General features: G+C 33.0%; 18 protein-coding genes. 5 read left to right on the top strand and 13 right to left on the bottom strand.

The window, feature by feature from the left end; genetic code table 11:
* Nucleotides 1-31: 31 nt before the first annotated feature.
* On the top strand, nucleotides 32-1,348 hold the full coding sequence (locus tag AA076_RS04755; RefSeq protein WP_001124525.1) for a CoA-disulfide reductase: 1,317 nt from the start codon (nucleotides 32-34) through the stop codon (nucleotides 1,346-1,348).
* Nucleotides 1,349-1,518: 170 nt separating this feature from the next.
* On the opposite strand, the gene AA076_RS04750 is transcribed toward AA076_RS04755, so the two are convergent.
* The 8 genes from AA076_RS04750 to AA076_RS04715 all read right to left on the bottom strand — a co-directional run bounded on the left by AA076_RS04750 (nucleotide 1,519) and on the right by AA076_RS04715 (nucleotide 13,946).
* Nucleotides 1,519-1,908 carry a YisL family protein gene (locus tag AA076_RS04750; protein WP_000902817.1) on the bottom strand — a complete coding sequence of 130 codons (390 nt, stop codon included), beginning with the start codon at nucleotides 1,906-1,908 and terminating at the stop codon, nucleotides 1,519-1,521.
* 328 nt (nucleotides 1,909-2,236) lie between these two features.
* Nucleotides 2,237-3,139, bottom strand: coding sequence for a fumarylacetoacetate hydrolase family protein (locus AA076_RS04745; protein ID WP_000670752.1), 903 nt, complete (start codon nucleotides 3,137-3,139; stop codon nucleotides 2,237-2,239).
* A gap of 165 nt (nucleotides 3,140-3,304) precedes the next feature.
* Nucleotides 3,305-6,958, bottom strand: coding sequence for a helicase-exonuclease AddAB subunit AddA (gene addA, locus AA076_RS04740; RefSeq protein ID WP_000154930.1), 3,654 nt, complete (start codon nucleotides 6,956-6,958; stop codon nucleotides 3,305-3,307).
* Nucleotides 6,959-10,435 carry a helicase-exonuclease AddAB subunit AddB gene (gene addB, locus AA076_RS04735; protein WP_000172342.1) on the bottom strand — a complete coding sequence of 1,159 codons (3,477 nt, stop codon included), beginning with the start codon at nucleotides 10,433-10,435 and terminating at the stop codon, nucleotides 6,959-6,961.
* Nucleotides 10,436-10,594: 159 nt separating this feature from the next.
* A complete protein-coding gene (gene lepB, locus AA076_RS04730) occupies nucleotides 10,595-11,170 on the bottom strand; it encodes a signal peptidase I (protein ID WP_000711486.1) in 576 nt (191 codons plus the stop codon).
* 15 nt (nucleotides 11,171-11,185) lie between these two features.
* Nucleotides 11,186-11,710 carry a signal peptidase I gene (gene lepB, locus AA076_RS04725; protein WP_000758215.1) on the bottom strand — a complete coding sequence of 175 codons (525 nt, stop codon included), beginning with the start codon at nucleotides 11,708-11,710 and terminating at the stop codon, nucleotides 11,186-11,188.
* Nucleotides 11,711-11,714: 4 nt separating this feature from the next.
* Nucleotides 11,715-12,290 carry a TVP38/TMEM64 family protein gene (locus AA076_RS04720; protein ID WP_000007967.1) on the bottom strand — a complete coding sequence of 192 codons (576 nt, stop codon included), beginning with the start codon at nucleotides 12,288-12,290 and terminating at the stop codon, nucleotides 11,715-11,717.
* A gap of 324 nt (nucleotides 12,291-12,614) precedes the next feature.
* Nucleotides 12,615-13,946 carry a glucose-6-phosphate isomerase gene (locus tag AA076_RS04715; protein WP_000148849.1) on the bottom strand — a complete coding sequence of 444 codons (1,332 nt, stop codon included), beginning with the start codon at nucleotides 13,944-13,946 and terminating at the stop codon, nucleotides 12,615-12,617.
* Nucleotides 13,947-14,296: 350 nt separating this feature from the next.
* Here AA076_RS04715 and AA076_RS04710 point away from each other — a divergent pair, with 350 nt between their 5' ends.
* The 3 genes from AA076_RS04710 to AA076_RS04700 all read left to right on the top strand — a co-directional run bounded on the left by AA076_RS04710 (nucleotide 14,297) and on the right by AA076_RS04700 (nucleotide 18,042).
* The gene (locus AA076_RS04710) at nucleotides 14,297-15,502 is read left to right on the top strand and encodes an argininosuccinate synthase (protein ID WP_000660045.1); all 1,206 of its coding nucleotides are present in this window, start codon (nucleotides 14,297-14,299) and stop codon (nucleotides 15,500-15,502) included.
* On the top strand, nucleotides 15,492-16,871 hold the full coding sequence (gene argH / locus AA076_RS04705; protein WP_002871011.1) for an argininosuccinate lyase: 1,380 nt from the start codon (nucleotides 15,492-15,494) through the stop codon (nucleotides 16,869-16,871). The genes AA076_RS04710 and argH overlap by 11 nt, the downstream gene beginning before the upstream one ends.
* Nucleotides 16,872-17,112: 241 nt before the next feature.
* Nucleotides 17,113-18,042 (top strand): glycerophosphodiester phosphodiesterase, encoded by a 930-nt coding sequence (locus AA076_RS04700; RefSeq protein ID WP_000185319.1) that lies wholly within the window; start codon nucleotides 17,113-17,115, stop codon nucleotides 18,040-18,042.
* Nucleotides 18,043-18,544: 502 nt separating this feature from the next.
* Here the strand turns inward: AA076_RS04700 and AA076_RS04690 are convergent.
* From AA076_RS04690 to AA076_RS04670, 5 genes are all read right to left on the bottom strand, one after another.
* Nucleotides 18,545-19,789, bottom strand: coding sequence for a Glu/Leu/Phe/Val family dehydrogenase (locus AA076_RS04690; protein WP_000138487.1), 1,245 nt, complete (start codon nucleotides 19,787-19,789; stop codon nucleotides 18,545-18,547).
* A 108-nt stretch (nucleotides 19,790-19,897) separates the two neighbouring features.
* Nucleotides 19,898-21,088, bottom strand: a complete 1,191-nt coding sequence (locus AA076_RS04685) for an ornithine--oxo-acid transaminase (protein ID WP_000167314.1) — start codon at nucleotides 21,086-21,088, stop codon at nucleotides 19,898-19,900.
* Nucleotides 21,089-21,395: 307 nt separating this feature from the next.
* Entirely contained in the window at nucleotides 21,396-22,523 is a 1,128-nt protein-coding gene (locus AA076_RS04680; RefSeq protein ID WP_000838037.1) for an NADH-dependent flavin oxidoreductase, read from the bottom strand.
* A gap of 361 nt (nucleotides 22,524-22,884) precedes the next feature.
* A complete protein-coding gene (gene ygs / locus AA076_RS04675; protein WP_001067294.1) occupies nucleotides 22,885-23,262 on the bottom strand; it encodes a S1 domain-containing post-transcriptional regulator Ygs in 378 nt (125 codons plus the stop codon).
* Nucleotides 23,263-23,677: 415 nt separating this feature from the next.
* Nucleotides 23,678-24,271, bottom strand: coding sequence for a peptidylprolyl isomerase (locus AA076_RS04670; protein WP_000035058.1), 594 nt, complete (start codon nucleotides 24,269-24,271; stop codon nucleotides 23,678-23,680).
* 63 nt (nucleotides 24,272-24,334) lie between these two features.
* Here AA076_RS04670 and AA076_RS04665 point away from each other — a divergent pair, with 63 nt between their 5' ends.
* Nucleotides 24,335-24,718, top strand: coding sequence for a kinase-associated lipoprotein B (locus AA076_RS04665; protein ID WP_000781156.1), 384 nt, complete (start codon nucleotides 24,335-24,337; stop codon nucleotides 24,716-24,718).
* Nucleotides 24,719-24,809: the final 91 nt, after the last annotated feature.

The following is a 24,809-nucleotide window of genomic DNA, read 5'->3' as shown; positions in this document are numbered from 1 at the left end:
AATATTTTAAAACAATAGGAGGTAAGTTACGATGCCCAAAATAGTCGTAGTCGGAGCAGTCGCTGGCGGTGCAACATGTGCCAGCCAAATTCGACGTTTAGATAAAGAAAGTGACATTATTATTTTTGAAAAAGATCGTGATATGAGCTTTGCTAATTGTGCATTGCCTTATGTCATTGGCGAAGTTGTTGAAGATAGAAGATATGCTTTAGCGTATACACCTGAAAAATTTTATGATAGAAAGCAAATTACAGTAAAAACTTATCATGAAGTTATTGCAATCAATGATGAAAGACAAACTGTATCTGTATTAAATAGAAAGACAAACGAACAATTTGAAGAATCTTACGATAAACTCATTTTAAGCCCTGGTGCAAGTGCAAATAGCCTTGGCTTTGAAAGTGATATTACATTTACACTTAGAAATTTAGAAGACACTGATGCTATCGATCAATTCATCAAAGCAAATCAAGTTGATAAAGTATTGGTTGTAGGTGCAGGTTATGTTTCATTAGAAGTTCTTGAAAATCTTTATGAACGTGGTTTACACCCTACTTTAATTCATCGATCTGATAAGATAAATAAATTAATGGATGCCGACATGAATCAACCTATACTTGATGAATTAGATAAGCGGGAGATTCCATACCGTTTAAATGAGGAAATTAATGCTATCAATGGAAATGAAATTACATTTAAATCAGGAAAAGTTGAACATTACGATATGATTATTGAAGGTGTCGGTACTCACCCCAATTCAAAATTTATCGAAAGTTCAAATATCAAACTTGATCGAAAAGGTTTCATACCGGTAAACGATAAATTTGAAACAAATGTTCCAAACATTTATGCAATAGGCGATATTGCAACATCACATTATCGACATGTCGATCTACCGGCTAGTGTTCCTTTAGCTTGGGGCGCTCACCGTGCAGCAAGTATTGTTGCCGAACAAATTGCTGGAAATGACACTATTGAATTCAAAGGCTTCTTAGGCAACAATATTGTGAAGTTCTTTGATTATACATTTGCGAGTGTCGGCGTTAAACCAAACGAACTAAAGCAATTTGACTATAAAATGGTAGAAGTCACTCAAGGTGCACACGCGAATTATTACCCAGGAAATTCCCCTTTACACTTAAGAGTATATTATGACACTTCAAACCGTCAGATTTTAAGAGCAGCTGCAGTAGGAAAAGAAGGTGCAGATAAACGTATTGATGTACTATCGATGGCAATGATGAACCAGCTAACTGTAGATGAGTTAACTGAGTTTGAAGTGGCTTATGCACCACCATATAGCCACCCTAAAGATTTAATCAATATGATTGGTTACAAAGCTAAATAAATGAATCATGCGATTCAATCTAATCTTAATTGTCTAGGTTAGAATTATGTTGGACTGGTACTACTATCCAGTCCATTTTTTATGTTTAACATTTTTAGAATCAAAAAAGACATAAGGTCTTGGACTAATAATTGTCCATGCCTTATGTCATATACTATATGTCTTATCAATTAGCCAATACCGAATAATTTTGATATAGGCCCTAACGGTAGAATGACACCTAATACCATTGTGATGATAATTAATGCAATTGTTATCCAAAACATTGTGTGACTTTGTTCATGTCTCTTTCTTTTAGCAATCGACACTTCCATCAATCCAACTACTGCAACACCACACAGCATTTTCAATGTAAGCAACATATGATTTGCCCCGCCATTCATAAATGACTGAATTAATATCCAAAATCCTGAAATTAACGTCAACAGCATAAATAAGCGTAAAATCATGTGCAACGGTTTGAAAAATGGTGATCTGCCTTGATTTTTTGAAATGTTTAAGTATGTAGCGATAAATAAAATAATCGCTAATACCCAACTTAATATATGTAAATGTAACATACTGATTCCCCCCACTTTAATTATTTATATTATTAAATTAAAGCTTCTTGGGATTAATACCCACTTGCTTGTAATTTAATCATGATTTGATTATACACGAATATATATTCTACCACACTTCTATATTTGAGAGGAAGAACATGACATTTTATTCCTTATTAGAATATTGTGAATCTGCTGTAAAATAATCAACTACTTCTTAATATCAATATTTCACTTTCATCTCAAAATGGTAACATTATAAATAATTTATCTTTAACACCTTTTTAGAAAAGCAAGAAAAAACTAACCAATCTATATAAAGACTGGTTAGCTTTTTAAATGATAATTATTTAGCGATATAAGTTGTCAGCGTTCCAATATTATCAATAGTCACTTTAACTTCATCACCTGGTTGTAAAAATTTAGGTGGTTGCATACCTGCACCAACGCCTGCTGGTGTACCAGTTGCAATAATATCTCCCGGATGTAGTGCAACATATTTTGAAATTTCTTCTATTAATTCATCAATTTTAAGAATCATTTCGCCAGTGTTACCATCTTGTCTAATTTCATTGTTAACTTTTGTAACAATATTTACATTTTCAGGTAATGGTAGTTCGTCTTTAGTAACGATATAAGGACCCATTGGGCAACCGCCAGTTAAACTTTTTGATAAAAATGCTTGATCTTGTTCACTTTGTGCTTTGCGATCAGTGATATCGTTAATAATTGTATAGCCGTAAACATAATCTAAAGCTAATGCTTTTGGAATCTTTTCACCAGACTTACCAATAACAATACCTAATTCACCTTCATAATCTAATTGATCAGTAATATCTTTATGATTTGGAATTGTTGCATTATCTCCTGTTAAAGATGACGCTGCTTTTGTAAATACATATAATTTTTCCACTTCATGATTTAATTCGTTCGCATGATCTTTGTAATTTCTACCAAAAGCAATCACATTATTCGGAGGTGTTACTGGTGGTAAAAATTCAATGTCATTAAATGAAATTTTATAGTCTTCAGCTTTGCCGCTATCTTCTGCTGCTACAACTGCTTTACGTACTTGTTCTTGAAAATCTAAAGTATGATTTTGTTGTAAACCAGCTAACAATGTTTTAGGATGGAAATCTCCTTCTGCAAAGTCAGCAAATACTTGTGTTAAATCCCATACAGCATCTTCGCGTTTTACTTTAACGCCATATGAAGTTTTGTCATTATACTTGAATGATAAGAATTTCATTCATTCTCAACTCCTCATCTTTATCTTAATTCACATTATAACTTTTTTCGTTATCAAATAACAAATAAATAAGTAAGACAATTTTGAAAATGAGTTGTGTTCATTCTGCTACAAGGACTTTGCACTTAATCGAAATTATTTTTTATTCTTTTGAAAATCAAAATACTATAGTTGCAATGTACCAAATTTGAAGAAGTATAAATAACCTTTAACTTCTTTATTAAGAATCGTTTGAAGCGTATTTTGATAATATTTCATCTGTATCTTATATTTATTTTTTAATTGTGTACCAATTTCTTCATCTGTCATCCCACGGCGACGATTAAATGCATCGGTTTTATAGTCTACAAAATAATGCACACCATCTTTAACAAAGATTAAGTCAATCATACCTTGAATAATTGAGACGTCTTCGTCTCCTTGTGGCAATTGGTCAACTAATGCTTGGTTAACTACAAACGGTAATTCACGATAAACTTGCTCTGCTTCAGCAATAATCGAATATAACTCACTATTGATAAATGTCATTATTTCATCCATACGGATATCTTTTTTCGCATCTGCTTCGATAATATGTTTATCGATTAATCCATCGATATACTGATGTAACTCAACTTCAGATATGCGTTCTTTTTTGAATGGTAAATGTTGCATCACTGTATGCATTAACGTACCAATTTCATTCGCTTTTCGTTTACCTTGTTCACTTAGAAATTTAGGTCGTTCATACGTTGAAAAACCGATACGATATTGCCTTACTCGTTCGTAACTTGTGCCACTTTCTTCTGTTTCATATTGTCTTTTCAATTCAGAAACAGATTGTTTTGAGGGCTTTTTAGTATCATTTACATATGGATATCGATAATCAAGTTGGTGTTTAATTTGTGCTTTAACATCTTCATTACCATTTTGCATAGTTTCTAATTGATTAACCGAACGATATTCATCATTATCTAAAATGGTTTCTGTAGACACATCTTCAAAGTACACAATTGAAATATTTACATTCGGACGACTACTATCTTCAATTTGTGCTATATCTTTTTCAAATTTTAAATCATCTGGAATTGACGCAGATTGATGTTTAGATAAAATACTATAAATAAGATGGAACGGATTTGGTGAAGTTAATCGTTCATTGACAGCAATGTGCTCACCAGAAATAGACAATTGCTCTAGTTCTAGTAATGATTTATCATTTTTCACTCTACCAATTAAATAAAGTTGTTCTTTCGCTCTTGTTAATGCTACATAGACTAATCGCATTTCTTCTGACACAAGTTCTTTTTCGGCAACAGCTCTATATGCAACCGAAGCTAAAGATGGAAATGCCATTTCTTTATCCACATCAAAATAATCCATTCCGAGACCAAATTGCTGATTTAAAATAACTGGTTGTTTCAAATCACGTTTATTAAAATCTTTTGACAATCCAGAATAAATGACAAATGGAAACTCTAGACCTTTACTACTATGAATTGTCATCATTCTAACGACATTATCGTTTGGACCAACTACATTTTCCTCACCAAAATCTTTGCCTCTTTCAATCAATTCATCGATAAAACGAATAAATTGATATAAACCTCTAAAACTTGAATTCTCAAACTCGATAGCTTTATTAAATAAACCATAAAGATTTGCACGTCGTCCACGTCCACCAATAAGTCCACTAAAGTATTGAATAACATAATGATCATTATAAAATTTATCAATTAACTGATACACCGGATGATCTTTACTATATTGTTGGTAACTTTGAATATCTGATAAAAACATTTTTAATTTATCAACTAAAATTGCATCTGCTGCTTCGTCATTAATGTAATTTACAATCGATTGATAGAAGTAGTCATCATTTGGACTCAATATTCTAATTTGAGCTAATTCGTCTTCTTTGAACTGATATATAACGGAGCGCATTAACCCAACTAAATAAATATCTTGTAATGGATTATCTATCGCTCTTAAAAATGATAATACTAAGCGGACTTCTGTTTGTTCAAAGTAACCTTCACGACTATTCACATGGAATGGAATATCTTCATTTTTAAAGGCTTGTTGTAAATTGCGAGCTTGTCCAAAGCTGCGTTCTAGAATAACGATATCCTTGTATGTCGCACTTCTATAGCTTCCTGTTTTCATATCATAAACTTTTTGATGTTCTAAGATATCTTTAACTTGTTCTACTATAAAATGCGCTTCTTGTTCACTACCAGTTAAATCACTATGTTCTTGATCCGCTTCAACAAGGACTTTTAAGTTTACTGGATGGTCCGATTCATCATATGGTGCACCATAATACAACTGTGCCGCTTCATCATATTTTACTTCACCGACTTGTTCATCCATCATATGTTTGAATATATAGTTAGTCGTTGACAGTACTTCTTTTCGAGAACGGAAGTTTTGCGACAAATCAATTCGACGTCCAGTGCCATCTCCATCTATAGTAAAGCGTTGATACTTTTCAATAAATAAACTTGGATCAGCTTGTCTAAATTTATAAATGGATTGCTTAACATCTCCAACCATAAATAAATTACCATTATGTTCATCACCCGTTTTGATGCAAGATAGTATTTTCTCTTGAACTCGGTTCGTATCTTGATACTCATCGACCAATATTTCTTGGAAGTGTTGACGGTATGATTCGGCAATTTCTGAAGGCGAACCATCCTCATTAGTTAAAATTTGTAATGCAAAATGTTCATAATCAGAAAAATCCAAAATATTTTTGCTACGCTTTTTTCGATTGAATTCTGACATAACATCTTTCACAATACGCGCAAGGTACTTTACTCGTGGCGCCAATTGTTGCATATCAGCTTTCAAATCATCAGCTTCTCTTGAAAAGTAATCACTCTTCACTTTATCAATTAATGATTTATATTTTTTATACTGAAGTTTAGCATCTTCTAAGGCATCGACCATCATTTCATTTGCTTCTTTAATTTTCGCTGTTACATTAGGCAAACGCGCGCCAAATTCGTGACCAGTTAAATAAGGTATATCAATAAAGCCACCTTCTAAAACACGCCCCATTAAACGTCGTTCATCTTCTATAACAGCTAAATGTTTATCGACGCTATCCATCATACTAAACAAATCATACGCCTTATTTAAAGCATCATAAGCAGCTGTGATAAATACTTTAGATAAGTCTGTTAGTAGTTGAATAAGTTGCGCTTGTTGTGCTTCTTCTTCGTATGGTGTCACCAATTGATCCAACCAATTTGTAGGATTTGGATTTGCAACGCTAAAGAAATACAATTGTTTAATAATCATTCGAAACTGATCATCACTTCTATCTGAAGACAATTGCTCTGTTAATTCAATAAAAGCAGGATCAAGGATATCGTAATGTTGTTCTATGACCTCATCTATCGTTTGTTCTAATAATAAAATATTTTCAGCTTCACTGCTTGTTCTAAAGTTCGGGTCAATATTTAATACATCATAATGCTGTTGAATTAATTTCAAGCAAAAACTATGGAGTGTAGATATTTGTGCTTGATGAATTTTGATGCGTTGGTTTTTCAAGTGTGCATTTGCAGGATCAGCAATCGATGCCTCTTGAATACGTTGGTCTACACGATGCTTCATTTCACGTGCGCTTAAGTTTGTAAACGTTACGACTAAAAGTCGATCGACATCAATGCCATCACGTAAAATCTTTTGGATAATACGCTCAACTAGTACAGCTGTTTTACCTGAACCTGCCGCGGCTGCAACAAGTACATCTTGTCCAGTTGCGTAAATACTTTGCCATTGCGCGTCAGTCCAAATCACGCCTTGTGGTTTCTCTGGAATTGTCATCTATTGCTCACCCCCAAATTCATCATTAATGTTAATATTTTGAATTGCTTCAATTGGATTTATTGTTTCATCTACAGTTCGATATCGCTTACTATCAATCATGCCATCTACATGACATACCGATTGATAACTACAAAAAGCACATGGCAATTTTTGTTTGTACTTTAATGGTGCAACTTCAGTATGTCCATCCATAATATTTGAAGCTGTTTCTATAAAATTCTCTTTGTTATGTTGGATGAATTTATAAATCGTTGCTTCATCTGCCACTTGGCTGCCTCGTTTACTCAAAGAGCCATCTTTATTCAAACCAACTGGTACAATATCTGAAGTGAATTTAGGTTCTAAACGAATATCCAATGCATCAATAACAGTTTGGTCTGCATTAACTAAACCACTCAACTTAAACTTTTTAATTAAATCTTGTTCTAGTTTATCTTCATCAATATCAGACCATGATTTAAATTTAATTCTAGGTTCATGTACATGGAAGTATAATAATCCACCTGGTTTCACAATATCTGTTAATCCAAGGCGTTGTTTATTTTGTAAAACGATATCCATGTATGTCATCATTTGCATTTGCATACCATAATATACTTTCGTTAAATCAAGTGTCGCACTACCTTCAGAGGATTTATAGTCAATGATATTAACAAAACTTGTATCATTCTTTGTATACGTATCGATACGGTCAATTTGCCCTCTAATATTAATTGGAATACCTTGAGTTGTCGTTAATGTTTGTGCAATTAATTCGTCATTTGTTCTTGGTTTCCTTCTAAAACTTGTCTCAAAATGTTTTGGCATAAACTTTGAATACGTGCCTTGATATTTTAATGCGCTTAGTGTTGTTTCTACAATAGCGCCAATGCGTCTTGATAAATAACGATAGTAAGCTGAAGAATTTAATAAATTAAACTGAACTTTAGGTAAAATTTCTTCCAATGCTTCATTCGTTAATTGTCTTATTTTTTTCAGGTCTAATTGTTTAAAATCGCCATTAATACGTTCAGATATATATTTTAAAACAGAATGGAAAATATCACCTAAATCAAAGTTTTGAAGTTCATACTTCGTTCGCTCATTTAGTTTCAGACCATGTGACGCATAGTGTTTAAATGGGCATTGTTGATAACCTTCAAAACGGGATACACTGGCATTGATTTCCTTACCATATAAATCTTTAGACAACGTTTCACCTAATTTTACAGTTTCATTGTCAAACGTTAATGCTGACATTAAATAATCTAAACCTTGATTTAAATGATCGCTATCTCTAATTACTTGATAAGCATCTAACCAACTATCAGCCACAATTTCATCATATAACCAAGCACGCAATGCTTCAAATAATGTAATTTTGGTTTGCTTAGCATGTTGCATTAGTGACAATGGGTTAACTTCATGGTATTGAGGAATGTTAGTAATTTCCAATTGGTTGAACAATGATTGAATTTGATTTAAAAATGGGCTGATCTCCTTATCATCACCACTTGATCCCATTAGACTGTAAGAAAATGTAACATCTCCCTTAGCTCTAGTCATAGCAACATAACAAACAAATGCTTCATCCATCTGTAAAATATCTGATGTTGGACTTAACTCGACATTAGCCTGCTGTTCAAAGTATTTCTTTTCTTCATCTGTAATCAAGCTTGACGCAGTTACTGGTTGTGGCATCGTTCCATCATTCATACCTACTAAGTAAACATGTTGCTTATTATCGACTTTAGCCAAATCCATCGTACCAATACTTACTTGGTCCAATGTTTGCGGAATCATAACAAATTCTAATTGTTCTAAACCAATATCAAATACTTCTAAGAAACGTTCCATCGACATTGGTTCATCTCCAAATACTAGAACTAAGTCATCAAGGATTTGAATTAAGCCATTCCATATTTGATCAATTTCCTCCGCCTTTTCATGATTACCATTTAAATCAAGTTCATCTCGCTCTGTCATCAATTGATTTGGCAGTTCGAAATATTCCATACTTTCATAAAAAGCAGTTGCAAAATCTTTTACAGTTTCCGCTTGTGACATTTGCTTTTCAAAATGTAAAATTTTATCAATGACATCTTTCTTTAACTTAACGACTTGTTCAAATGTGTTACGTTCATCTTCGGTCAGTTTATGCGCTTTACGCCCCATTTTGCTAAAATGTTCGACATTAAATAGCTCATCATCTAACCAACGTTTACCGTATATACCACGTTCAAGTACAAAATTTTCAAGTAAATCAACTAAGTATGCACTTTTTAGATATGATGCCGTTAACACATCAGTCTTCAATAAGCGTAGCATTGGATTCACTTGCCAATTAGATTGAATAACTTCAATCAATGAACGAATCATTTCCATGACCGGATGATGTGTCATCGAACGCTTTGTATCAATATTATAAGGAATATTATAAAGCGGTAATATGGAATCAAATAAATAAGCATAAGATTCATCACGATATAAAATAGCAATATCTTGATATCGTAATTGCTTATCACGAATATCAACGATGATACGTCGCGCAATTTCATTTATTTCCTCTCTCATAGTCGCAGATTCTAAAATATTGATATGACCTTGACATGCCACTCGATTGATTTGAAGTGCATCAAATTCTTGTTCAAGATGCTTTAAATCTTGATTATTGAAGCGATATAATTGGTTGAAATATTGACGTTCAATAGAAATATTGAGTTCATTTGCTATTTCTTCAATATGTCGTAACACTTCCGATGGTTTTCTAAATAAACTAAATTGATCGTGGTTACCATCTGTCGTCAATATAATTGTGACACTCTTCGCATATTTAATTAATCCTTTGATTATTAAATACTCAATCGTTGAAAAGTTGTGAAAACCATCAATATATATATCAGCACGTTTTAGCCACTCTGATTTCGGCATACAATCAATAAAATATTGTAATGAATCCTCACCCGTAATAAACTCGTTTTGAATGCGTTGTTCGAACTCACGGTATATTAAAGCAATATCCTCTAACTTATTTTTAGTTCGAGTTTGCATATTTTTATCAGCAATAAAGTGTTCTAAATGTTCAGGCGTTACTGCATATTTTTTAAAATCTTGAATTTGTTCTGTTAATTTTTCACTAAACCCATAATATTTTGCTTGTGATTGATAAAGTTTTAAATACTTTTGTTGTTCTTGAACAATGTTATAAATCATCATTTCCGTTGCAGCTTTAGATAACTTTTGTTCGCTATAACTACCAACTTCTTGGAAAATACGATGACTTAATCGTTCAAAATGCAACACTTCTGTTCTTAAACTACCATTTAATTCCGGATCATTGACAAAGGCTTGTTCTAATTGAAATGTACTTTGAGTTGGCGCAATTAAAATGATTGGATCTCCAAGCGGATCTGCTTTCATTTTTTGTTTTATTTCGGTCAACATTTTCGTAGACTTACCTGTTCCCGCTCTACCTAAATAAGCATGTAATGTCATGACAAACCCTCACTTCCTTTGACACATATTTTAACACAAAGTGATTGTGATTGATTTATTATAAGTTCATTTCGAACTTAGCTTTTATTGTGGTACTAACAAAATAAAACATCGTTTATCAGTATTAAAACCGACAAACGATGTTGTATTTGTTTCATATTAATTTTTAGTATTTTCAGGATTGAAATTATGTTTAAATTCACTAAATGGCCAGAACCTAAATGAAACTTTACCAACAATTTGGTCTTCATCAATGAGGCCAAACGCACGGCTATCTTTACTTACTTCACGATTATCTCCAAGCACTAAATATTTACCTTTTGGAATGACATTTGATTTAGGATTCGCATTCGGTAAATCTTTAACTTGGAAAGTCCCAGTAATGTAATCACCTTGTTTATGTTTTAAATTGTAGTTTAAATATGGTTCATCTTGTTTTTTACCATTGACATATAATGTATCATTTTTGTATTCTACTTTATCACCAGGAACACCGATGACACGTTTAACATAGTCATCATTTTTGTTTGCATGGAAGACAACTACATTACCTTTTTCCAAACCACCTGTTTTATATCCAACAATGTTTACAGCTACTCGCTCGCCATCTTTCAAAGTTGGATCCATTGATTCACCTTTAATTGTATATGGCGTAACAATAAATTTACCTACTATAAATAAAATGACAAAAGCGACTGCAATTGAAATAATCCATTCCAATATTTCTTTTTTCAATTTTGACACCTCTTTTTAAGATTTGAACTGAACAGTCCATTTTGAAAAAGGATAGTATCGTAAACTAACATTACCAATAATATCCTTTTTATCGATTAAACCAAATTGTCTTGAATCGTGCTTGTTATTATCTTGATCATTTAGCACAACAAAATTGTTTGGCGGAATAATATCACCATCTAATTCTTTAAAATTGCGCAAACTAAAATCTTTAATTTTTCTGTTCTTGGCATAAGATGCGTCAACCGGTCGGTCATCACGGTATAATTGTCCCTGACGAAACGCCATTGATTGACCAGGTTTGGCAATAATTCGACTAGTATATATCTCGTTACCACGCCTATATGTAATGATATCACCATTATTCAATTGATTAAATGTAACTTTAATTTTATTTACAATAACACGATCCCCTTTGTTAAGGGTTGGTGACATATCATTATTCGGAATGACATGACCAACTATTACAAAAGTTTGTACGAACAGTACAATGATAATAGCAAGTATCAATGAAATCAAATATTTTACAACTTTTTTCACGATGTCACTCCTTTTTCGATCCCATAAAATGCTGTTCTAACTTTTTTCCAACAATCCAAAATACAACCAACACAACTAACATTAATATCCCTCTTAAAGGATGCGTTAAAATTGTAGTAATTTCCTTACCTAAATAACCTAAAATAATTGTTGAAACTAACTTTGATGATGCCAAAACAATGAAATAATATTTAGGTCTAATATGAGATAGACTCGCTACAAAATTTATTAATGTATTTGGCGTAAAAGGAAAACAAAGTAAAATAAACAATGGGATTAATCCTTGGCGATCAATAAAACTAATCAAGCGTTGAACAGCAGTACGTTGTTTAATTCGCTGCATCCTCTCAGTGTTCACCAATCGTTTACAGATCAAATAGACTGTAAATGTTCCAGAAATTAATCCAAGCCAACTAATCAATATACCTAAAATAGGTCCATAAGCTTGAATGTTAATTAAAATATAGAGTGCTAAAGGAAATACTGGAATTATAGCTCTAATATATAACAATATAAATCCAGGTAAATAACCAAACTGTCGAAATATCTCAAACCATTCTTCTACTTGATGAAACGACAAATCATCAATCCCTTTCTTTGGTTGAAGATAATTATTCTTACATTATAAAGTTAATTACTAAGTAAAGAAACATTAACATGTAATCATGCTAATAAATCAGTCTCTAGTAGTATAACAATATTATTGTAAGGCAGATATTATTTTATCTTTAATTTTCTCTTAACATCTTGTCACATTAGCTAGTAACCTAGTTCTTGCATATAAATAAAAACGAGGTTGTCATTACATTTTTACATTTGTAATGACAACCTCGAAAATATGCTTTAAATAGTTAACGTCTAGTTCTATCTTTTCAAACTTCACTAATCTTTGAAGTAATGTATTTTATAAACGTTCTTCTAATTCTTTTTTCAAGTCTTCAAAACCAGGTTTACCTAATAATGCGAACATGTTTTGTTTATATGCTTCTACACCAGGTTGGTTAAATGGATTTACGCCTAATTGGTATCCACTCATTGCACAAGCAAGTTCGAAGAAGTATACGACGTAACCGAAAGTTTCTTCATCTAATTGTGGAATGTTCACTACCATGTTAGGAACACCACCATCAGTATGCGCTAATAATGTACCTTCGAATGCTTTTGTGTTAACTTCGTCGATTGTTTTACCAGCTAAATAATTTAATCCGTCTAGATCATCACTATCTTTTTCAATAGTAATATCATATTTAGGATGATTTACTTTTACAACTGTTTCGAATAAGAAGCGACGGCCTTCTTGTACATATTGACCTAAAGAATGTAAATCAGTTGTGTAGTTGGCACTTGAAGGATAGATACCTTTGAAGTCTTTACCTTCTGATTCACCAAATAATTGTTTCCACCATTCATTAAAGTATTGCATAGATGGTTCATAGTTAATCAACATTTCTGTTGTATAACCTTTTGCATATAAAATGTTTCGAATTGTCGCATATTGGTATGCAATGTTTTCTTCTAATTTATCTGAAGATAATTCTTCACGTGCTTTTGCAGCACCAATCATCATAGCTTCGATGTTAATTCCAGCTGTTGCAATTGGTAATAATCCTACTGCTGTTAAAACAGAATATCTTCCACCTACATCATCAGGTACGATAAACGTTTCATAACCTTCGTTTGTAGCCAACTGTTTTAAAGCACCTTTTTCTTTATCCGTTGTTGCAAATATACGTTTTTGTGCTTCTTCTTTACCGTATCTTTCTTCAACTAATTGTTTGAACAATCTAAATGCAACTGCTGGTTCTGTAGTTGTACCAGATTTAGAAATAACGTTTACAGAGAAATCTTTGTCTGCTAAATAATCAACTAACTCTTTCGTATATGTTGATGATAAGTGATTACCAACAAATACAATTTCAGGGTATTCATTGCTGTTTCTAAATGATGACGTTAACATTTCGATTGCTGCACGTGCACCTAAGTAAGAACCACCAATACCGATGACTACTAAAACATCAGAATTTTCTTTAATGCGTTTTGATGCTTCAACAATTCTTGAAAATTCTTCTTTGTCGTAATCAACTGGTAAATCAATCCAGCCTAAGAAGTCACTACCTGCACCAGTACCTTCATGAATTGTTTTGTGAATTGATTTAACAATTTCTTGTTGTTGTTTTAATTCGTGTTCACCGAAAAATTCTAACGTTTTACTAAAATCTAATTGAATATGAGTCATCTATAAAAGCCTCCTGTTTCATTTAATATCTTAATTTTACTAAGTTTACGTTTGCGATTCAATTCACAAGTTTGTACTTAATCAATAAAATTGATATTTATGTGACGTTTCACACCTATTTTTCAACAAACATTTCAAACTGGCGTCAAACACTCAAACATTTTTTATACAATTTGCATGTTTTTTAAAATACTTTTAAACATTGATAAATAAGCATTTACACTTACAACTCTAACTATCTCTATCGCATTTTATGAATAAATATGTAAAATAATGGTTTTATTTTCATTAAAAGTTTGCTATCATGTGTTCATACGAAATATTCAGATAACTACAATGAGGTGAATTTTATGAAAGAGAAAATTGTTTTAGCATATTCAGGAGGACTAGATACAAGTGTGGCCGTTCAATGGCTTATCGACAAAGGATACGACGTTGTAGCTTGTTGCCTAGATGTTGGTGAAGGTAAAGATTTAGACATCGTTTATAAAAAAGCTTTAGATATGGGAGCAGTTGAATGTCATATTATTGATGCAACAAAAGAATTTAGTGATGAGTATGTAAGTTATGCAATCAAAGGAAATTTAATGTATGAAAATGCATATCCATTAGTTTCAGCTTTATCAAGACCATTAATCGCTAAAAAATTAGTAGAGATTGCTGAGAAAACAAATTCAGTAGGTATTGCACATGGTTGTACTGGTAAAGGGAATGACCAAGTACGTTTCGAAGTTGCCATTAAAGCATTAAACCCATCATTGAAAGCATTCGCACCTGTACGTGAGTGGGCATGGAGTCGTGAAGAAGAAATCGATTATGCAATTAAACATAATATCCCTGTATCAATCAACCATGATTCACCTTATTCTATCGATCAAAATCTATGGGGCAGAGCGAATGAATGTGGTATTTTAGAAGATCCTTATGCTGCGCCACCAGAGGATGCGTTCGATCTAACAAATGCTTTAGAAGAAACACCAGATACTGCTGATGAAATCATTTTAACGTTTGATAAAGGCATCCCAGTTCAAATTGATGGCAAAACATATGAATTAGACGATTTAATTTTAACGTTGAATGCATTAGCTGGTAAGCATGGTATCGGAAGAATTGACCATGTAGAAAATAGACTTGTAGGTATCAAATCAAGAGAAATTTATGAGGCACCTGCTGCAGAAGTTATTTTAAAAGCGCATAAAGCATTAGAAACGATTACGTTAACGAAAGATGTCGCACACTTTAAACCAATCATTGAGAAGCAATTTGCTGAACAACTATACAATGGACTTTGGTTCTCACCTTTAACTGATAGCTTGAAATTATTTATTGATAGTACTCAGCAATACGTAAGTGGTGATGTCAGAATTAAATTATTCAAAGGTAATGCCATCGTGAATGGTAGAAAATCACCTTACACATTATATGATGAAAAATTAGCAACTTATACAAAAGAAGATGCATTTAATCAAGACGCTGCTGTTGGCTTTATCGATATCTATGGTTTACCTACTCAAGTAAATGCGATGTTGCATGGAGGCTATAGCAATGAGCAATAAAGCTTGGGGCGGTAGATTTGAAGTACAACCTGAAGAGTGGGTTGACGACTTTAACGCATCCATTACTTTTGATCAAACGCTCATAGATCAAGATATCGAAGGCAGCATTGCACATGCAACTATGCTTGCGAATCAAGGCATTATTAGTCAACAAGACAGCGAACAAATTATACAAGGACTAAAATCTATTCAACATGATTATCATCAAGATCAAATTCAATTTAGTGCATCATTAGAAGATATTCATTTAAATATTGAACATGAATTAATTAAACGTATCGGTGATGCTGGTGGTAAGTTGCATACTGGACGCAGTAGAAACGATCAAGTTGCAACAGACATGCACTTGTACACTAAGAAACAAGTGCAAGATATCATCGCATTAATTAAGTCGTTACAAAGTGTAATTGTAGACATCGCTTCCAATAATGTTGATACAATTATGCCTGGTTATACTCATTTACAGCGTGCACAGCCAATTTCATTTGCACATCATATTATGACTTATTTTTGGATGTTACAACGAGACCAACAACGATTTGAAGATAATTTAAAACGAATCGATATTAATCCTTTAGGTGCAGCAGCCTTAAGTGGTACCACATACCCTATCGATAGACACGAGACAACAGCATTGTTGAACTTTGGCAGTCTCTATGAGAATAGCCTAGATGCTGTTAGTGACAGAGACTATATTATTGAAACATTGCATAATATTTCTTTAACGATGGTTCACTTATCACGCTTTGCAGAGGAAATTATTTTCTGGTCCACAGACGAAGCTAAATTCATTACATTATCAGATGCATTTTCAACTGGCTCATCTATTATGCCACAAAAGAAAAATCCTGATATGGCAGAATTAATTAGAGGTAAAGTTGGTCGAACGACTGGTCATTTAATGAGCATGCTTATGACTTTAAAAGGATTACCTCTAGCATATAACAAAGATATGCAGGAAGATAAAGAAGGTTTATTCGATGCTGTCCATACAATTAAAGGTTCTTTACGTATTTTCGAAGGTATGATTCAAACGATGACAATTAATAAAGAACGACTCAATCAAACTGTTAAAGAAGATTTTTCAAATGCAACGGAACTAGCAGATTATTTAGTAACTAAAAATATTCCATTTAGAACTGCACATGAAATTGTAGGAAAAATCGTCTTAGAATGTATACAACAAGGTCATTATTTATTAGATGTTCCTTTAGCAACATATCAACAACATCATTCTAGTATTGATGCCGATATTTACGATTATTTGCAGCCTGAAAATTGTTTAAAACGACGTCAAAGTTACGGTTCAACAGGTCAATCATCGGTCAAACAACAACTTGATGTTGCTAAACAATTACTATCACAATAAATACGTTAATCTACCTACCCACAATGTCTATTAAAATTACATTGTGGGTATTTTAATGCTCTCTTCGTCTTGTTGAACATCACATTTTTAAGATTCCTAAAATGTTTGATAATTCTTTTAAATTTATATTACAAAAATGTTATAAATTGTAAAAGAAATGTGTAAAGCGTTTTCACAAGCAGGTTTTTGTAGTATTTTAAAATTGTTAGACTACAAATAAAGAGATGAAAGGATAAAGACTATGACTAACTCTTCGAAAAGCTTCACTAAATTTATGGCTGCTTCTGCTGTTTTTACTATGGGATTTTTATCAGTACCTACTGCTGGCGCTGAACAAACAAATCAAATTGCAAATAAACCTCAGGCTATTCAATGGCATACAAATTTAACGAATGAGCGATTCACTACTATCGCACATCGTGGCGCAAGTGGCTATGCACCCGAGCATACGTTTCAAGCATATGATAAGAGTCATAATGAGTTAAAAGCATCTTATATCGAAATTGATTTACAACGTACCAAAGATGGCCATTTAGTTGCTATGCATGATGAAACTGTTAACCGTACAACAAATGGACACGGTAAAGTTGAGGATTATACCCTTGATGAATTAAAACAGTTAGATGCAGGAAGTTGGTTTAATAAAAAATATCCAAAATACGCAAGAGCAAGTTATAAAAATGCTAAAGTACCCACTTTAGATGAAATTTTAGAACGTTATGGCCCGAATGCAAACTATTATATTGAAACAAAGTCACCTGATGTATACCCAGGAATGGAAGAACAATTATTAGCTTCATTGAAAAAGCATCACCTTTTAAATAACAATAAATTAAAAAATGGACATGTAATGATTCAATCATTTTCTGACGAAAGTTTAAAGAAAATTCATCGTCAAAATAAGCATGTGCCATTAGTAAAATTAGTTGATAAAGGTGAACTACAACAATTTAACGACCAACGCTTAAAAGAGATACGCTCTTATGCGATTGGATTAGGTCCTGATTATACAGATTTAACTGAACAAAATACCCATCATTTAAAAGACTTAGGATTTATAGTACATCCTTATACAGTGAATGAAAAAGCTGATATGTTACGATTAAATAAATATGGCGTTGATGGTGTCTTTACAAATTTCGCTGATAAATATAAAGAAGTCATTAAGTAGTAATGTTAAACTAGAAAACATAAATACAAAAATATAGCTATTACTATAAAAAACAGCAGTAAGATATTTCCAAATTGAAATTATCCTACTGCTGTCTTTTTGGGAGTGGGACAGAAATGATATTTTCGCAAAATTTATTTCGTCGTCCCACCCCAACTTGCACACTATTGTAAGCTGACTTTTCGCCAGCTTCTGTGTTGGGGCCCCGCCAACTTGCATTGTCTGTAGAAATTGAGGAGCTAATTTCTCTGTGTCGGGGCTCCACCCCAACTTGCACACTATTGTAAGCTGACTTTCCGCCAGCCTCTGTGTTGGGGCCCCGCCAACTTGCACACTATTGTAAGCTGACTTTCCACCAGCCTCTGTGTTGGGGCCCCGACTATTTTTGAAAAGAGCGTGTTACACGGGCATTGTTTTACAGTCAACTACTGCTAAAATAAAATTAACGAGCTTAGGGCTTTGTTTTCTGTCCCAAGCTCGTTAAATCACATATGATAATTAATTATGCCCAACCACGATATCTAGCTGCTTCTGCTGTACGTTTAATACCTATGATATATGCTGCAAGTCTCATATCTATTTTTCGGTTTTGAGACAATTCGTAAATCGTATCAAATGCCGCTTCTAATTTTTCACGTAGCTTTTCATTAACTTCTTCTTCAGACCAATAATAACCTTGATTATTTTGTACCCATTCGAAGTAAGAAACCGTTACACCACCAGCACTTGCTAATACGTCTGGAACTAATAATATACCACGTTCAGTTAAAATACGTGTTGCTTCTGGTGTTGTAGGTCCATTAGCAGCTTCAACAACGATACTAGCTTTAATATCATGTGCATTGTCTTCTGTAATTTGGTTTGAAATAGCCGCTGGTACTAAAATGTCACAATCTAATTCAAACAATTCTTTATTTGAGATTGTTTCTTCAAATAAATTTGTTACCGTACCAAAACTATCACGACGGTCTAATAAATAATCTATATCTAAGCCATTTGGATCGTGTAATGCACCGTAAGCATCAGAGATACCTACAATTTTTGCACCTAAATCATATAAGAATTTAGCTAAGAAACTTCCGGCATTACCGAAACCTTGAATAACAACCTTGGCACCTTCAATTTGCATATTACGACGTTTTGCAGCTTGTTCAATTGCAATAACTACACCTAGTGCAGTTGATCTGTCGCGTCCATGAGAACCACCCAATACAATTGGTTTACCTGTGATGAAACCTGGTGAATTAAATTTATCTAATGCACTATATTCATCCATCATCCAAGCCATAATTTGTGAGTTTGTAAATACATCTGGTGCTGGAATATCTTTGTTCGGACCTACGAATTGTGAAATTGCTCTTACATATCCGCGTGATAAACGTTCAACTTCATGAATGCTCATTTGACGTGGATCACAAACGATACCACCCTTACCACCACCGTATGGTAAGTTTACAATGCCACATTTCAAAGTCATCCACATTGATAATGCTTTTACTTCTTCTTCATCAACATCTGGGTGGAAACGCACGCCCCCTTTTGTTGGTCCAACAGCATCATTATGTTGCGCACGGTAACCTGTGAATGTTTTTACTGTGCCATCATCCATTCGTACAGGGATACGCACTTGTAACATTCTTAAAGGTTCTTTAATTAAATCGTACATTCCTTCGTCAAATCCCAATTTATGCAATGCTTCTTTAATAATTCCTTGAGTAGAAGTTACTAAATTATTGTTCTCAGTCATGATCCTTTTCGCCTCTTCTTTACCTAATGATTTCGCTTTCAAACATATTGTAACATAACGTATTCCTTTTTAAAGCCCTTACAAACTGATTGTTACAACTTTTTGACATTATTGAAATACATGTCTTATTTTTTCAAGTGCAAGGTCCAATTCTTCTTTAGTAATAATTAATGGTGGTGCAAAACGAATGACAGTATCATGCGTTTCTTTACATAATAAGCCTTCTTCTTTCAAAGCTTCACAATATGGTCTAGCACTTTCATTAAGTTCCACACCTATAAACAAACCACGTCCACGGACTTCTTTAATTGATGGATGATCAATTTGCTTTAATTGTTCTTTAAAATAATCTCCTAATTCTAAAGAGCGGCCTGGTAAATCCTCATCAACGATAACATCTAATGCAGCAATTGATGCAGCACAAGCAAGTGGATTACCACCAAATGTTGAACCATGTGAGCCAGGTGTAAAGACATCTAATACTTCTTTATCTGCTAATACAACAGAAATTGGGAAGACTCCACCACCTAGTGCTTTACCTAAAATATAGACATCAGGTTTTACATTATCCCAATCCGTAGCAAATAATTTACCCGAACGACCTAATCCTGCTTGGATTTCGTCAGCAATAAATAAGACATTATGTTCATCACATAATTCTCTAATTGCTTTCAAATATCCTTCTGGCGGTATATTTATACCCGCTTCACCTTGAATTGGTTCTACTAAAACTGCTGCAGTATTTTCATTAATTGCAGCTTTCAATGCATCTACATCTCCAAAATCAACTTTTCTAAATCCATCTAATAACGGACCATAACCACGTTGGTATTCTGCTTCTGAAGATAATGAAACTGGCGCCATTGTTCGACCATGGAAGTTACCATTAAATGCAATGATTTCTGCTTTATTTGGCTCAATTCCTTTAACATCGTATGCCCAGCGTCGTGCTGCTTTCAAAGCTGTTTCTACTGCTTCAGCACCTGTATTCATTGGTAAAGCTTTATCTTTACCTGCCAGTTTACAAATTTTTTCGTACCATTCACCTAAGTTATCACTATGAAAAGCACGTGAAACTAAAGTCACTTTATCAGCTTGATCTTTTAATGCTTGAATAATTTTCGGATGTCTATGACCTTGGTTAACAGCGGAATATGCAGATAACATATCCATATATTTATTGCCTTCAGGATCTTTAACCCATACCCCTTCAGCTTCTGAAATGACAATTGGCAATGGTAAATAATTATGTGCTCCGTAATGATTTGTTAACTCAATAATTTTTTCAGATTTAGTCATCATATCTCCCCTTTTCATCATTTATAACTATTATACATGAAACATTATCCAAATAATTACATTAGTTTTCAAAGCAGATACTTTTCCACCAAAAAAGATGAAATAATCACTAAGTTTCATTAAATTTGTCTATTTTGAAAACCCTTACATTTATAATGACATAATTACTTAAATGATTACAAGCAAAAGAATTGATAATTTTACACTTAATCAAAAGTATATTTTACTAAGAATATTTTTATTTATAAATATTGAAAACCACTAACAAATTGCATACACAATATCATTAGTGGTAACAGTTAAACACTTATTTATCTTTACGTGGTAATGGATAAAACCCTTCATTAAATTGATGCCATAAATTAGGAGTTAAGTGATGATTATCTTCTCTCTCTGGATCAAAGTAATTAATAATTTCATCTTCCCGTCCATCTTTAATTTTTTCAACAAATTGATAATCCAGTAGTAGCTCTCTACCAATGGCTACTAAGTCAACACCAACATTTTCAACTGCATCTAAAGCTTCGTCAGCTGTGAAAATTGAACCAATACCGATAAGTGGCATACGACCATTTATCCATTTGTGAATTAAAGGCAGTCTTTCTTGTCCAGCGTATTTACCTTCACGTGTCGTTGCATGCGTATCCATCATTGAAACATGAATATAGTCGATTGGCATATGGCTAATTTTATTAACGAGTTCCTCTGTAATTTCCATTGTGATTCCTGGAGACTCCGCTTCCTCTGGAGATAATCTGTATCCAACTATAAAGTCTTTATTGCCATACGCTTCTTTCGCTTTAAGTACTTCTTCAATCACAGCGACCGGGAATTTATATTGATTTGCCCATACATCATTTCTTCTATTATAGTATGGTGATACAAATTGATGAATTAAGTAATGATTCGCGCCATGTATTTCAACACCATCAAACCCTGCTTCAATTGCACGTCGCGTTGCTTCACCAAAATCCTTGATTGCTTGTTCAATCTCTTCATTCGTCATTTCTCTAGCACTATGTTCTTGTTTCTGACCAAAACTTTTTAAAGAAATTGGACTTGGTGCTACGACGTCTCCATCAGGTGTTAATTCAGGCAATGCTTGTGCACCGCCATGATGTATTTGTACGAGTGCTTTGGCACCGTTTTTCTTCATTGCTGTAGCTAATCGTTTTAGTCCTTCAATATTACTGTCATGCGCGATTGATGGCTGTCCTGGAAATGCTTTTCCGACATCACTCACATTACTCGCAGCATTAATTGTAATACCAACATCTTGTGAACGCTTTTCAATATAAGGAAGTTCTACATCTGAAATAGTACCATCATCATTTGAAGAAATATGTGTTAAAGGGGCTAACACAAATCGATTTCTCAACTCTACTCCATTTGGTAATTCTACTTTATCAAACAATGGTTCGTATTTACTTTTCATTACTTAATTCCTCCTTAAAATTATTGAGTTGACTATAACATGTAATTTTTTCATTCTCCAATTATCTGTTTATATAGTTGCAATTCGTTTAATACTTTAAGTTGTAGTTCTCATTTCTAAAATAAATAAAAAAAACAAATCCACATACAATATTGCAAATCAACGATTCTATCTAACAAAGATAATGGATATGTCACCTTAAACCATTTGTACGTGTAAATAGAATCAATCATATTACGTTATCGTAGACAAAAAGAGATTAGTATCTAATAAAATTTAATAGATACTAATCTCTTTTATAGTCTAAGAAACTTTCATTTCAGACCCTTTGTATGATTTTCGGTACGATTTATCTGTTCCTTTAGTCGTTTCGAATTGCTCGCTTTGACTGTTTTATCCAGATTGGTAAGCGTTCTTTAAGTGTTTGAAACCCATATTTTTCTGTTTCTCTGATTTCATCTAATACTGATTGTTTTTCCTTCTTACGCTCATAATTTTTGAAGTAATCATTATCCTTTAATGATAGATTAAGCTTTCCTTCATCATCTATAGACAAAATTTTAGCTTTAACAATTTGGCCTTCTGATAGAAATTTCTTCAAATTATGAACGTAGTCATCCATAATTTCTGATATATGAATCAGTCCTTCAGTATGATTAGGGGTCTCAACAAACGCACCGTATGGTTGAATACCAGTTACACGCACCTTGATATGTTGGCCAATTTTGTAGTTATTCAACTTAATAACCCCTTATTTCGTTTACTTAACACTATTATCATAGCACAAATCGAAATGGTGGACTAATTAAAACATCAAATCATACGAATATTATTTTATAAATGAATAAGAATTCTACAAACTTGGATTTACAAATAAAATTAGCAACAAATTCCTATCTAAATCAATATGATATCCAGCTACTTTGTTTTCAATTTATTTACTATTTGAATAGCAATTCTCTGTAAAAACATAAAAAGCAACCTCAACTATTATCTTTAAAATACACATCTATTTAAAAACTGTGCTTTCTTGATAAATATATTGAGATTGCTCATCATATTAGTTTATTTATTTTCGTTGGAATATATACTAATCCATTCATAAATTAGCTTTATCCGAGTTTAAAATGTTGGTAGTTAATTATGTTTAGATATTATTCTTCAACATCAATAGATTCAATTACAACATCATGAAGTGGTTTATCTTGTGGTCCCACTTTTGTATTTGCAATATCTTCTAATGTAGTTTCACCATCAATGATTTGACCGAATACTGTATGTTTTTGATCTAACCATGGTGTACCACCCTTTTCGCCATATGCATCAACGATTGGTTGAGGCCAGCCACCATCTGCAAGTTGACTTAACATATTTTGAGGTACTTCTTTCATTTGAACAATGAAAAATTGTGAACCATTAGTATTAGGTCCTGAGTTAGCCATTGATAATGCGCCATATAAGTTAAATGCATTTAATGAAAATTCATCTTCAAAAGCACCGCCATAAATACTTTCGCCACCCATACCAGTAGCTGTTGGATCGCCACCTTGAATCATGAAGTCATTAATGACACGGTGGAATGTGATTCCATCATAATAACCATTTTTTGCATGTGTCACAAAATTTTCAACTGTTTTTGGTGCAATATTTGGAAATAATTTGAATGTCATGTCACCTTTATTTGTGTGCATAACCACTTTGATTTCACCTTGTTGTACTTCTTTGTTTAACTGTGGATAGTTAGCCATTTATATTCTCCATTCATGTTATGATACATATATATTAACATACTTTTAAGGGAGGAAAATAGCATGAAGCTATATCGATTTTCACACAAAACAGGTAGCTATGGTGTCACGATTGTTGAAGAAAATGGAGACGATGTCCTTGTTAAAGTTGAACAAGTTATCAAACACCCGAAACAAGGTGATTTACATAACCCTACTGAAACTGAAGGTGTATTTTTCCATGACCGCAAAGCATTAAGCCATTTTGAAAAACGCTATACGAAACGTTCACAATTACGCGACTTCAATGTTGATGTATTGCGCTATGAAGATTCACTTCAACAAGCAATTACAGATTTAGAAACTAAACTTAAAGCTCAGCAAACAAAACATGCTGAAATGTCTTTAGCTAGTTTAGCACGCTTAAAAGAAGATTATTCACTTCAATACAAAGAAAATTTTAAATAAAAAATGACGTGTTTCTTCTTATTTAAATACTTCTGAAAATAAAGCACAACAAGGAGTGTGTACGTTTTTCAGAACTATATCATTCATGTAT

It is taken from the genome of Staphylococcus aureus (genome assembly GCF_001027105.1).
In the GTDB taxonomy this organism is placed as follows: Bacteria; Bacillota; Bacilli; order Staphylococcales; family Staphylococcaceae; genus Staphylococcus; species Staphylococcus aureus.
Note: the sequence above shows the minus strand (reverse complement) of the source record. Positions and strands in the feature narration are given on the sequence as shown.